Raw genomic sequence first — 13,249 nt, forward strand, 5'->3', positions numbered from 1 at the left:
CGCGTCATTCTTGCCGATTTTTCTAGCAATATGCTCGAAAAAATCTTTAGGCAAAAATAGAGACACTCCGGTTCTTTCTGCCGACAGCCAAAAAGCCCATCATTGCGCTTAAGAACAACCATGCGGCACCAGGAAGTGGAACGGCTGTTAATTGCATTTGTCCATCCAGCTCGAAAAGCTGCCCCCCCGTGGCACTAATACCGCCTACAGTATTATCCCCAGTTGCGACCTGATTAATGATTGGGGTGTTGTTTAATGGCGTTTTTACTTTTACCGAAAACAACGCCGACCCGCCATTGATAGTATCGGGCTCGTAGACATTTGCATTAAAGTTACCGAAAACCCCGGAAAAATCCAAATCAATTTGCTCGAAGCCGACACCGATTACCGCTGGCGCAAAAATCGAACCTACCCCTCCGGTGATGCTGCCGGTAAGAATGGATGCGCCGTCAGCAAAACCTAAATCGTTGGCGAAACTGTAATTAGGATTGCTGTCAAAATAGAGATTAGCTGTACCGCCTGTGATAATTATATCTAGCGAACTCGCGGAAACATTGGTGAATTGACCGGTAAAAGAAGAGCGCACTGTAAGTTCGAACCCGTTACCTGTACCGTTAAAATTAGTGCCGCCCGACACATCAAGCTGCCCTACGTTGAGTGCGGTGCCATCTAAAATATGACTAGTCACTACGGTTTGAAAAAAACCGGAAAAAGTATTGCCTGCGGCTACGGTAGTATCGGGTTTTACTAAGCCGATACCGGGGCCGAAATCGTATGTGTCGAACGGCCCCACACTAGCTTCGTCACCCGTAGCACCGGGTGCAACCGAGTAGTCCGCCGTACCAACCCAGTTGCTAGCATATGCGGCCGGCCCAGCTATCAACGCTCCTGTTACCAATAACAAACACTTTGCAACCGTATTTTTCATGAAAAATCTGTTCATATTAGGTATTCCTTTAACTTATAGAGAAATCTCGTAGCGAAATAAAACGCGACTGATTAGTCACGGATTGTTTCAAGCGCATTATTGCCTAAAAAACATGACAAAACAATTAAGATTCTGTTATGGCACTATTAAGTTTGTTGACAGACTATCGTCGCAATGATAGCCGAAGGGATAATTAAAGCCCAACGAACGTCATCAGTAGCTGAAGTTCCGTTGCCTCCAACTCATAGAACGAATGCGACCTGATTTTTTCCGGCAAAGCCACATCACCATACCTCACGCGTATCAGACGGCTGACTTTTACCCCTTGCGATTCCCATAAACGTCTAACCAGCCGATTGCGGCCTTGCTTGACCGTAACATAAAACCATTTATTAGCGCCTTCGCCGGCGTAAAAACGCACTTCATCGAAATGAGCGGGTCCATCCTCCAACTCCACGCCGCTGCGTAGCCTTTCCATCATAGCTTCATCCACTTCACCCAAAATGCGCACGGCGTATTCGCGTTCGACTTGCCGGGAAGGATGCATTAATCGATTGGCCAGTTCGCCGTTATTGGTTACCAATATCAAGCCGGAAGTATTAATATCCAAGCGGCCAACCGCAATCCATCGCCCCACGGCCAACCGCGGCAATTGGGTAAATATTACCGGCCGCCCCTCGGGATCCCGACGAGTCACTAATTCGCCAACCGGTTTGTGATACACCAATACCCGGGTCGGCTGCTCGGCGTATTTTTCCCATTTCACCACCCGTCCGTTGATTTGCAAATAATCGCCGGGCTTTAGGTGATATCCGGGTTGCACAGGCTGGTTGTTAACGGTGAGTTTACCCTCTTCTATCCAGCGTTCGATTTCTCGTCTCGAACCCAGGCCCGCTCGCGCCAATAATTTCTGAATCCGTTCGCCACCATCGGCCGGTTTAGTGGAGTGTTCTAATGTCGCTGTTACCGGCTTCGATTGCGGCCTGCTGGACGGAGTCGGCTTCCGGCTCTGCGGCTTGACGGAGGATTTGGGTTTCGGCGAGGTCGGTTTGCGATCTTTCACGGGGTTCCTGCTGCGGTGTTTCGTTACTGAAATCCAGATGGCTAATTTCTTCCAAGGTCGGCAATTCATTCAGCGACGATAAATTGAAATAATCCAGAAATTGTTTGGTGGTGCCGTATAAAGCCGGGCGACCGGGCACTTCCTTATGTGCAATAACACGTATCCATTCGCGCTCCAATAAGGTATGAATAATACTGGAACTGACACCGACACCTCGAATATCTTCAATCTCGCCGCGCGTCACGGGCTGGCGGTAAGCAATGATGGATAAGGTTTCCAGTAGCGCACGGGAATACCGGGGCGGCTTTTCTTCGAACAAACGCGTCAGCCAAGGCGCCAGACCCTCTCTAACCTGGAAACGGTAACCGCTGGCTAATTTTTTTAAACCAATGGGCCGGGTTAGATAATCTTGGGCAATCGTCTCTAGCGCCGTTTGGATTTCCAGGGTGTCCGGTTGCTCCAATTCAGGAAAGGTTTCTTGAATTTGTTTGATCGTCATCGGTTTATTGGCGGCAAACAAAATGGCTTCTACGATGCGTTTGATATTCACGTCGAACTCTATCGATGACTCGGATAACGTTGGTTGGTGCTCAGTAATCAGGGGCGTAGCCAGGTTAGCGCGCAGTTTATCCGCCCAGATTGCGGGTAGGCGGGTAACCGGTCGCCGCATCGGCACGGACTTTGAGCGGTGAGGTCTGTCCCGTAATTCAATTGTCCAGATTTCCGGGAATCGGACTGCGGCTTTTCTGGCTTGCACCACGGTAATAACCGGTACGGGTTTGGTTCTGGGCTTACGGGGCTTGGGTTTATGGTCCGGAACAACATTTTCTAATTCTAATAGGACTTCAGGGCGAACTTCGTCAATCGCCGCTACTGCCGTTAGCGCGGATTCTGATGTAAATGCCGGCATAGGGCTCGGGCTGGATGATATCGACGATTCGCTCCTTGGAGAGTTCAAGGATGGCAAGAAACGCGACAACCACCCCGTTTTTTCCTTCACTTCCGGTAAAACACGCTGGGAAAGGGAGCTGATTTGCTCCGTTAAGTTTTTCCAAAATGGCTGCCATTCGTTCACGGACTGATAAGGGCTCTTTGGTTATTTGATGATGACTGAGTTGCTCGACACGTTTTAACACATCCTGAAATGCCAGTAGCAATTCCTTGAGCTGTATATCGGGCAACGCTTGTTGAACAGTCACGGCGGAGACATCGACCATCGCTTCGAAAGTATCGCGTTCATTTCTCGGCAACAAATCGATTTCTTCGGCAACTTTCTTGATGGCTTCGTATTCCTGCAGTTTGCGAATCAAAAATGCTCGCGGATCTTCTTCTTCCTCTTCGCTTTCCGGCTGCCGCGGCAACAGCATACGGGATTTGATTTCCGCCAGTAAGGCCGCCATCACCAGATACTCCGCAGCCAATTCCAGGCGCAAGTTGTCCATCATGTCGATGTAGGCTATATATTGCCGGGTAATCTGGGCAATGGGAATATTCAGAATATCCAGATTCTGGCGCCTAATCAAATACAACAGCAAATCCAGCGGTCCTTCAAAGGCATCCAGAAACACTTCCAGCGCATCGGGCGGGATATATAAATCATCCGGCAAATCCTGATAGGGCTGTCCTTGCACCATTGCCAAGCGCGGAATCGGACTTTCCACCTGGGATTCCAATACGTCAATATTCACAACAGACAGCGCGGTAGCTTCCCACGATGGTTAAACCCACTCATAATCCAGCCAAACTAAAAAACATTTGCTGAGCATAATACAAGGGATAGCCCAAAATCATACTCAACATATTGGTCGCTAACAGCACCAGCAGAATCAAAAAACCCCAACGTTCCAATTTATTATAGCGCCAGGCCCAATAGTCGGGTAACAAGCCGGACAGAATCCGACTACCATCCAATGGCGGGATGGGCAGCATGTTAATCAGCGCCAGCACCAAATTTATGGTGATACCCGCCACCCCGCTATAAATCAACGGCATGGAAACAAATTCCATATCAATGGCAACCCCAATACGTATCAGCAAGGCCCAGGCGATGGCCATCAGCAGATTCGACAAAGGCCCGGCCAATGCCACTATCATCATGGCTTTTTTAGGATTTTTGAAATTACGTGCGTCCACCGGCACGGGTTTGGCCCAACCAAAAATAAAGCCGGTAAAGGTAATCAACAATAAACCGGGCACGATAATAGTACCAACCGGATCGATATGTTTCAGCGGATTTAAGGTCAGCCGACCTTGCTGATCGGCGGTTTTATCGCCGTACTGTTTAGCCATCCAGCCGTGCGCTACTTCATGCACGGTAATGGCAAAAATTACCGGCAAAATCCAAACTGCAATGCGTTGCATCAGCGTTAGTTCGTCCATCATATTCAGTTCTCCAGCATGGGGGCTAGGCCAATACCCTGCCTGACAATCTCGATCACATTATCCGTGCAGGCGATCACGGTGGTCGGCTTGTAGTCGATAATGCCGCCATCGATGATTAAATCGAGTTCGCGGTCCAGTTTTTGACGAATATCATACGGATCGGCCATGGCTTCATCTTGCCCCGGCAAAATCATGGTCGTGGTCAGCAAGGGTTCGCCCAATTGTTCCAGTAAAGCCCGGGCGATATTGTTATCGGTAATCCGCACACCGATGGTTTTCTTTTTGGGGTGTTGCAATCTGCGGGGTACTTCGCGGGTTGCATCCAATAAAAAGGTAAACGGGCCCGGGGTCAGGGTCTTGATCAACCGGTGAGCATCATTACCCATTTTGGTAAAGGTCGACACTTGCGACAGATCGTTACACAGCAAGGTGAAATTATGATTATCGTCCAAACGGCGAATACGCCGTATCGTATCCATGGCCTGTTTATCGCCGATTTGCGCACCCAGCGCATAGGACGCATCGGTTGGGTAAACGATAACCCCACCATTACGAATGATATTAACCGCTTGTTGAATTAATCGTGGTTGTGGATTTTGCGGGTGGATTTCCAGAAATTCGGCCATGTGCGGTTATAAGGCATAAATAAAAAGCATTGTACCTTATCTTTCCGACTGCTTTTTAGCGACTTTGTCGCGCAAATAGACCGGCATGGCCTGTTCGACCGGCACAGCCAGACCGTTGGCAAAATCATAAGCGCCCAATTGCGCAATACAGGTGGCGCGCGGCCAGACCTCGCTATCGATACTTTGCAGGCGTGTACCCAAACGGGCTGTCAAAATTTCGCCATGCACGGCCCAGCCGGAACCCACCCCCGCCCCCTTCAACTCCGGATAAAGCGCTTCGCCGGCTGGCGTGACCGCCTCGTCGCCCCGCAAAACCGCCAAACCCAGCGCATTGCGTTGATAAACGCCCCAAAAAATTTCATTCATGCGGGCGTCCATGGCGGTAAACGCCACATCCTCCGGCCGCCGATTGAAAAAATCCTGGGCGATGGCCGCCAGCGTGGATACCAGTACCACCGGAATATCGGCGCCAAAGGCGATGCCATGCGCCACGCCCGTAGCAATGCGCACACCGGTAAATGAGCCCGGACCGCGACTCAACGCCACGGCATCCAGTTGCTGGGGCCTTAACTGCGCATCGGCCATCAGACTGTCTATCATCGGCAATATCAGCTTGGTGTGCTCGCGCGGCGCCAGTTCGAATTTTTCCCTGATCTCGCCATCGATAAACAAAGCCGCCGAACAGGCATCGGTGGAGGTTTCTACTGCCAATAATTTCAATGCTGTTCCTCGCTGGCGAAAAAACGCCGCACATCCTCAATATCCCGACTGCGTTTCATGGCCGGCACACTATCCAAAAACAGTTGTCCATAGGACTTTTTCAACAGCCGCGGATCACACACCATCAACACCCCTCTATCGTTGACATCACGAATCAATCGCCCCACGCCTTGCCGCAGCATGATGATGGCGGTGGGCAATTGATGCTCGAAAAACGGATTGCGGCCTTGCTTCTCCAGGGCATTCATCCTGGCTTTCAAGACCGGATCGCCCGGGGAGGCGAACGGCAGCTTATCGATAATCACGCAAGACAAGGCGTCCCCGCGCACATCCACGCCTTCCCAGAAGCTGGCGGTTGCCAGCAGTACCGCATTGCCCAATTCTTTAAACTGATCCAACAAGACGCCTTTGGAACGACTGCCTTGCACCAGCAATGGGTGATCAATTTTGCCCTCCAGCAGCTGTGCCGCACGCTGTAAGGCACGGTGACTGGTAAACAGGAAAAACGCTCTGCCGCGACTGGCCTCCAAAACCGGCAAGGCGAACTCAACTATTTTGTCGGTAAAGTCCGGATCACTGGGTTGCGGCAGCCCCTTGGGGTGATAAAACAAGGCCTGATTGGGATAGTCGAATGGACTCTCCCAGCTACGGCCTAATTCACTGCTTAAACCCAAGCTTTTAGAAAAATGCACGAAATTGTTTGCAACACTCAAGGTTGCCGAAGTAAAAATCCAGCTGGCTTTATGCCGGGCCATAAAGCCGCGAAACTCTTTGGCGATATCCAACGGCGTGCGGCTGAGGGTAAACGACTTGCTGTAGGTTTCGTACCATTTGATCCACTGTCCGTCCTTATCCTTGATCAGGGTTTCCAGCTGCATATCCAGCGTTTCCGCCCTATCGAAACAAGACTCCAGGCCTTTGCTGCGCACCGAAGCACGTTCCAGTTGGTTAGTCAGCCGGGCCAGTTGTTTCTGTAAAGACTCCAAAGCTCCGGCAAGCTTGGGATTGGCTTCAATGTCCCGCCAGTCGCCGCGGCGCAATTCCAGGCCAAACGCCAAACGCATATCCTTGACTTCCAATTGCAGATCTTCGCAGGCGGTCCGCAAATCCGGCATATCCTTCGCATCGGCAAAATATTCGGCCAGTGTATCGTCGGCTAGATCGGTCAATTGCTTGCCGCTGAGCGTAACACCCAAAAAATTGGAAGCCGTGTCGGCCAGCTGGTGTGCCTCGTCGATGATAACCACTTCGGCATCGGGCAGTAATTCACCGAAACCGATTTCGCGTATAGACCAGTCGGCGCATAACAGATGATGATTAACCACAACGATTTCGGCTTCCTGCGCCTGTTTACGGGCCTTGGTTAAAAAGCAATCGGCATAATCCGGGCAGTTCTGCCCCAGACAATTATCGGCGGTAGAGGTGGCATGAAACCACACCGGGTCGCCTTCATGCACATCCACTACCTCGGAAACATCGCCGGCTTTAGTGCGTTTGGACCAGGCTTTAATTTGCGCCAGGGCAGCAGCATCTTCCTTGCTGTAGCCAAACGCCGCAGTCAAGGCTTGTTCCAACCGGTAAGTACATAAATAATTGGCACGGCCTTTCAACAAGCTGGCTTTGAACGGGACGCGCGGCAGCGCTTTACGGATCAACGGCAGGTCTTTATTGAACAATTGATCCTGCAAATTTTTGGTGCCGGTGGAAACGATGACCTTTTTACGGGACAAAATCGCCGGAATCAGATACGCAAAGGTTTTACCGGTGCCCGTGCCGGCTTCGGCAATCAAATGCTGCTGACTTTCAATGGCATCAGCGATTGATTGCGCCATTTCAATCTGTCCGGCGCGCGGCGAATAGGCCGATATGACACTTGCCAGCGCACCGTCACTGCCGAATATCTCGCTAAGCTCAATCACGGAAAATTTGCGCCATCAACGACCGAAAAAACTTTCCGACTTGGCTTTAGCGTCTTTGGCGCCTTGATAGTTTTGTTGCATCCGCCGGGCTTCGGCAATCAACAACCAACTTTTGCGTTTTAGATCAAGATCGCTACCAGCCAATAGCGCGGCCTTACCTGCCAATTCTTCCGCCAGTTGCGGTTTATTTTGCTTGATCCTGAGTTGAGCCAATTTGTAGGTAAGCGTGGGGTTGCGTGAATCAATCCGCAGAGCTCGTTCCGTGGAAACCACCGCCGCATCCAAATTACCCGATGCACGATTGCGATCGGCCTCGGTCAATAACGCCAATACCGCGGGTGGCGTGCCTGTGGGTATACGGGCCTCTTCGACGGCAAAGGCTGGCAGTGCCGGCATTGTTGCAATAGCGCCCGGCACGGGGGCCCCGTCTATCTGCGGAATCAGCGGTTCCGCTTGAATTGCAGGTAGACTGGGCTCGACTTTGAAATTGTTCTTACCGTCATCTATTGGGTAAGTCGCCGTACCCGGCAGCTGTTTTTTAGTCGAATAAGCTTGCGGTCTTTGGGCGGGCGCACGAGGAGGTAACGGCTTGGGCCTAACGATTTTAGCTACCGGCTTGGGCGGTTGTTCGTAAACGGTGCTACAACCCGTAGCCAAAAGCACAGCAGGAAAAAGGTATAACAGGACTTTATTGTTCATTTAAAACTTAAGATGCTTATAACTATTAAAAGAGTTCGATATCGTCTTCAGCCGATTTGCCATCGAAATTTGTTGCCGATGCCAACGCCTCTTCAATGCTTTTACCCTGAGGGATCGCATCGAACATGATTATTTGGGTTGCCATGGTGTGGCGCCCAGGTATGTCTTGCTGAAACCCGTGCCATTCAGCCGGATTATATAACCGATAAGGATTTTCTATGCTGGCGGATATGCCATTTTGCCCAACCGACACGTACTGTAAACGCTGCTGAAAGCGATCATGGAATTGAAACGCCGCAATGGACGAGCGGATTTTTTCCCGGGTTGCCGAGCAATGACCTAATGCCGCATCCCGCTGCTCACTGGGTTCTAATCTGGCCAAAAGGCTTTGAATAGCGTTCATATCAGCCGCCATTTCATAAAGATGGCAGCAACACATTCACGGACTGATCGCCGATTCTCATGCTCCCTTCAACCTGGACCGCGGAAACAACCAACAGTTTGACGGTTTCCCGGATTTGGCTCCAATCCGAATCCGACCGAACCTGAACTAATCATTACTGGATACCAAAAACTGATTTAAAAAAGACATACTGCACCATTTGCCAACGCGGCATTCTATTGTAATTACCACACCAATACAAACCACATCCACATTAGTGCGGACCAATCTCAATCGAGTATCCGCCCGGGTTGACGCCAACTCGGCATATGGAGTAGAAATACTTAAAGGCTTACGCTTAATAGCAACACTTTGACCTAGTTTCCCAAGGACGCCATGAATATTCATTCCACTACCAAAAAACTGTTCGTGCTGGATACCAATGTATTAATGCATGATCCCGCTTCTATTTTCCGCTTTCAGGAACACAACCTGTTTATTCCAATGGTGGTATTGGAGGAACTGGATCACGCCAAAAAAGGAATTTCGGACGTATCGCGCAACGTACGCCAAGTCAGCCGGTTTATGGACGAACTGATACGCGATGCCGACCAGCGCACTATTAATGAAGGACTGCCGCTATCGCGCATCGAACACGGTCCCAGCGGAAGTAACAACGAATCTCCCGGCCGCCTATATTTTCAGACCCGGCAATTAAAACACCTGCTACCCGACGATTTACCCGGCCAGATTGCCGACAATTCGATTTTGAGCATCGTGCTGGCACTCAGCAAAGAATACCCGGAGGTGAATGTCATTCTGGTTTCCAAAGACATCAACATGCGTATCAAAGCCGCTGCGCTGCAGATCAATGCCGAGGATTATCACAATGATCAGACCATAGAAGACATCGATTTGCTGTATAGCGGTTCCACTGCCTTGGAAGCTGACTTTTGGGAAGAACACGGCAGCAAGATGGAGTCCTGGCAGGAAAACAATCAAACTTACTACCGCATCCACGGCCCGCACGTCGCCGACTGGTACCCTAATCAATTTCTGTATATTGACGATGTGTCCGGCTTCGAAGCGGTCGTCAAAACCTGCGACGGGGAAACAGCCGTCTTGCAACTGGCCCGGGACTTTCGCACCAAACATCATAGCGTTTGGGGGGTCACGGCCAAAAACCGCGAACAAAATTTCGCCTTAAACGCGCTGCTTGATCCCGACATTGATTTTGTTACCCTGTTAGGCGCTGCCGGCACCGGAAAGACCTTATTGGCCTTGGCGGCCGGCTTATCCTTAACGATGGAACACAAAGCCTTTCTGGAAATCATCATGACCCGGGAAACCATGCCGGTAGGGGAAGATATCGGCTTCTTGCCCGGTTCCGAAGAGGAGAAAATGGCACCTTGGATGGGTGCTTTGATGGACAACCTGGAATTACTTGGCAGCCGTTCCGGTACTACCGACTGGGAACAAGGAGCGTCGCAAAATATGATGATGAACCGGGTCAAGATCCGCTCGCTGAACTTCATGCGCGGACGCACCTTTTTAAACCGGTATTTGATCATTGACGAAGCGCAAAACCTGACGCCTAAACAAATGAAAACCCTGATTACCCGAGCCGGTCCGGGCACTAAAATCATCTGTATCGGCAACCTGTCGCAAATTGATACGCCTTATCTCACCGCCACCAGCTCAGGCTTGACTTATGTGGTGGATCGTTTCAAAGGCTGGGAAAACAGCGCTCACATTACCTTGAAACGGGGCGAGCGCTCGCGCCTGGCCGATTATGCGTCGGATAACTTATAAGCCGTTATAAATCCGCTGAGACCTCGCCCGCCTGCGGCCATGCGGTTATTACGGCTTTAACCAGCGTGGCCAGCGGAATGGCGAAGAACACCCCCCAAAATCCCCACAAGCCGCCAAAAAATAAAATTGCCACGATAATCGCAATGGGATGTAGATTGACAGCTTCCGAGAACAGCAAGGGAACCAGGACTACCCCATCGATTGCCTGGATCACGGAATAAGCAATCAACACATACATGAATTCGTCGCCCCCGCTGACCCCCCATTGCACATAGGCAACCCCCAATACCGGAAAAGTTACCAACGTCGCCCCCACGTAGGGAATAACCACCGACAAGCCCATCAATACGGCCAACAGCATGGCATAGTTTAAATGCAGCATTGAGAAAGTCAGGTAACTGGCAGCCCACAGAATAAAAACCTCGACAAATTTACCTCTGACATAATTAGCGATTTGTGAGTCCACTTCCTGCCAGACTCGCATGGTCAGCGACATATCCCGAGGGAAAAACTGGGCGAACCAACCTATTAATAAATCTTTGTCTTTCAGGCAGAAAAACACCATCATCGGCACCAGGAACAAATAAATAACCGCCGCCAACAAACCCGCAAACGATTGCGCCGACCCCGAAATGACATCTTGTCCATATTTCAACAAGTCCTGCTGAATGGAAAACATGATTTCCCTGATGCGCGCTTGAGTAATAAATTCCGGATATATTTCCGGTAAGCGCATGATCTGGCTTTGGGCGCTGGACACCATTTCGGGAATGCGCTGTACCAATTGTACGGTTTGTTCCGACACCATGGGGACCAGCACGAATAACACAAAACCCAATATGGTTAAAAATGCAAAAAACACCACATGCACGGCAATAATTCTAGGCACTAACCTGCGTTCAGCTTTTCCTACCAGGCCTTCAAGCAGGTAGGCGAGAATAATTGAAGCAAATACCGGCATTAATAGGCCGGACAAACAGTATATCAATACTGAGCCGACCATGAGACTAATGGCTAACGAGACAACTTGCGAATTGGGTAAAAATCGATGAAAAAAGTCCCTGACAAAATCAAGATTAGAAAAATTGGTTTGTTTACTCATTTATACTTTATGGCCTGAAAACAGGCTGATTTATGATTTGTTGACGGGCTAAAAAAGAGTGCAAATTATATAAAGGTGAAAAGCTTATCAAAATTAGCAATTTGGAGGACTTTTTTTACCTCGGCTGCCGCCCCTTTAATAACAACCGCATCTTTGCTACCGGCCACCTTATCACGCAAAATCAGCAACATGCCCAATGCGGAACTATCTAAATAATTCGTCTTGGACAAATCGACCTCTATCTTTTTAATATCCGAGTTGAACTGATTCAAAGCCCCCCTAAACTCCTGGTGTAAACTAAAGTCAAACCGACCGGCGATCTGAATATGCAGAATATCCGACTCGATTTTTGTCTCGAAACTCATTTATTACTCCCGTGGACTTGATGACGCGCGATTAAATTATCCATTTAGAATAACTCAACATCGCCTTCTTCTACTGTAGACTGCGATACAACTTTAGCACCCTGCGCCCGCCACTGCCCCTGCATTGCCTGCAAGCGCTTGATGCCTTCATTCAATTGATGCTCCCAATTGGAACTATCCGTGGTTTTAAACACCCCCATGCCGATAGCCACTTCATCAGCCATGGCTTGAAAATGTTGAGTGTTCGTCTGTAAAAACTCTATCAATTGCCGACACATGTCTTCAAATTGCAGACCTCTAACCGCATCATTGACCGTTATTCCAACGTTATCGGTGAGTTGGGATACCGTCGCAATGCTTTTTGATACTCTTTGATTGATTAAGGTAATAGCGGTCATCATGCCGTCGATTTTATCTTTAGAGCTGATGGCAATATTCATATCCTTGGACGCCATCATTTCAATTATGGATTGAGCCTGATGAATATTATTTTTGGATGCATTTACCACGGTCTTAATTTCTTCACTAAATTTATCGGAGTTTTTGGATAAATTCCGCACCTCATCCGCAACCACTGCAAAGCCTCTGCCCGCTTCACCGGCACGGGCGGCCTCAATTGCCGCATTCAGCGCCAATAAATTGGTTTGGTCGGCAATTTTTTGCACATCTACCAACAATTTTTCCACACGTGCCATGTTGGAACCTACGTCATTAATGACACCGACCATTTCCATACTTTGCTTGCTAATTTGCAATACGTGATCAATGAAAAATCGCAGAACCGTATCGGTTTCCTCGGCAAACTGCTGAAAACTCATAGACCCTTCTTTCTTGACAGTCGAACTATCCAAATCGTTGACCAGGGTATGAACAATACTGGACTGATCAGACGTCAAGTGGTGCAAACTATTGAAACTATTGGACATCGTTTTTACCGCATCCGCCACCATGGACTTGAGCTGTTGCAGGTCATTATTGAAATGGCGTGTTTCTTCGCCCAAACATTGGTTTAAACCTGCCACATAGCGATCGATACAACGATTCAAATTCTCTTCGTCCGGCTTGCTTAATTTAAGCTCAGCAACCTTTTGCAGCTCTAAATGTAAAACAAAGGCCTTTCTTATCCATAGCAAGGCAATCAGCAGAACGAGTAACCAAACCTCGAACCCGGCTGGCAATACAAGTGGTGACAATACCAGCAACAGTGTGAATATCAGCAAGCCGCGGTTAATTATTATAAATTTAGTCATA

Annotated in this window: 14 protein-coding genes; 1 reads left to right on the plus strand and 13 read right to left on the minus strand. The window is 49.4% G+C overall.

Annotated elements, in window-relative coordinates; translation table 11 throughout:
* Positions 1-46: 46 nt before the first annotated feature.
* The 10 genes from pepA to M0R33_RS00605 form a co-directional block, all read right to left on the minus strand.
* On the minus strand, positions 47-943 hold the full coding sequence (gene pepA / locus M0R33_RS00560; RefSeq protein ID WP_292563475.1) for a flocculation-associated PEP-CTERM protein PepA: 897 nt from the start codon (positions 941-943) through the stop codon (positions 47-49).
* Positions 944-1,121: 178 nt separating this feature from the next.
* On the minus strand, positions 1,122-1,844 hold the full coding sequence (rluB, locus tag M0R33_RS00565) for a 23S rRNA pseudouridine(2605) synthase RluB (protein ID WP_292563880.1): 723 nt from the start codon (positions 1,842-1,844) through the stop codon (positions 1,122-1,124).
* Between the two features lie 22 nt (positions 1,845-1,866).
* The gene (gene scpB / locus M0R33_RS00570) at positions 1,867-2,901 is read right to left on the minus strand and encodes an SMC-Scp complex subunit ScpB (protein WP_366042945.1); all 1,035 of its coding nucleotides are present in this window, start codon (positions 2,899-2,901) and stop codon (positions 1,867-1,869) included.
* Positions 2,852-3,625, minus strand: a complete 774-nt coding sequence (locus M0R33_RS00575; protein WP_292563886.1) for a ScpA family protein — start codon at positions 3,623-3,625, stop codon at positions 2,852-2,854. The genes scpB and M0R33_RS00575 overlap by 50 nt, the downstream gene beginning before the upstream one ends.
* A 94-nt stretch (positions 3,626-3,719) precedes the next feature.
* Positions 3,720-4,373 (minus strand): site-2 protease family protein, encoded by a 654-nt coding sequence (locus M0R33_RS00580; RefSeq protein WP_292563478.1) that lies wholly within the window; start codon positions 4,371-4,373, stop codon positions 3,720-3,722.
* A gap of 2 nt (positions 4,374-4,375) precedes the next feature.
* Positions 4,376-4,999 (minus strand): L-threonylcarbamoyladenylate synthase, encoded by a 624-nt coding sequence (locus M0R33_RS00585; RefSeq protein ID WP_292563481.1) that lies wholly within the window; start codon positions 4,997-4,999, stop codon positions 4,376-4,378.
* A 36-nt stretch (positions 5,000-5,035) separates the two neighbouring features.
* A complete protein-coding gene (gene tsaB, locus M0R33_RS00590) occupies positions 5,036-5,719 on the minus strand; it encodes a tRNA (adenosine(37)-N6)-threonylcarbamoyltransferase complex dimerization subunit type 1 TsaB (protein WP_292563484.1) in 684 nt (227 codons plus the stop codon).
* Positions 5,716-7,638 carry an ATP-dependent DNA helicase gene (locus M0R33_RS00595; protein WP_292563487.1) on the minus strand — a complete coding sequence of 641 codons (1,923 nt, stop codon included), beginning with the start codon at positions 7,636-7,638 and terminating at the stop codon, positions 5,716-5,718. Before M0R33_RS00595 ends, tsaB begins: the two co-directional genes overlap by 4 nt.
* A gap of 15 nt (positions 7,639-7,653) precedes the next feature.
* Positions 7,654-8,337, minus strand: coding sequence for a tetratricopeptide repeat protein (locus M0R33_RS00600; protein ID WP_292563489.1), 684 nt, complete (start codon positions 8,335-8,337; stop codon positions 7,654-7,656).
* Between the two features lie 25 nt (positions 8,338-8,362).
* A complete protein-coding gene (locus tag M0R33_RS00605) occupies positions 8,363-8,740 on the minus strand; it encodes a hypothetical protein (RefSeq protein ID WP_292563492.1) in 378 nt (125 codons plus the stop codon).
* 375 nt (positions 8,741-9,115) lie between these two features.
* Between M0R33_RS00605 and M0R33_RS00610 the strand changes: the two genes are divergently transcribed.
* Positions 9,116-10,531 (plus strand): PhoH family protein, encoded by a 1,416-nt coding sequence (locus M0R33_RS00610; RefSeq protein WP_292563495.1) that lies wholly within the window; start codon positions 9,116-9,118, stop codon positions 10,529-10,531.
* Positions 10,532-10,535: 4 nt separating this feature from the next.
* Here M0R33_RS00610 and M0R33_RS00615 read toward each other — a convergent pair whose 3' ends face one another.
* The 3 genes from M0R33_RS00615 to M0R33_RS00625 form a co-directional block, all read right to left on the minus strand.
* Positions 10,536-11,633: an AI-2E family transporter gene (locus M0R33_RS00615; protein ID WP_292563498.1), complete on the minus strand. Its 1,098-nt coding sequence runs from the start codon at positions 11,631-11,633 to the stop codon at positions 10,536-10,538.
* Positions 11,634-11,698: 65 nt separating this feature from the next.
* Positions 11,699-11,998 carry an STAS domain-containing protein gene (locus tag M0R33_RS00620; protein ID WP_292563501.1) on the minus strand — a complete coding sequence of 100 codons (300 nt, stop codon included), beginning with the start codon at positions 11,996-11,998 and terminating at the stop codon, positions 11,699-11,701.
* A 44-nt stretch (positions 11,999-12,042) separates the two neighbouring features.
* On the minus strand, positions 12,043-13,248 hold the full coding sequence (locus M0R33_RS00625; protein WP_292563504.1) for a methyl-accepting chemotaxis protein: 1,206 nt from the start codon (positions 13,246-13,248) through the stop codon (positions 12,043-12,045).
* Between the last annotated feature and the right edge of the window lies 1 nt (position 13,249).

The organism is Methylomonas sp. (genome assembly GCF_023228165.1).
Classification (GTDB): domain Bacteria; phylum Pseudomonadota; class Gammaproteobacteria; order Methylococcales; family Methylomonadaceae; genus Methylomonas.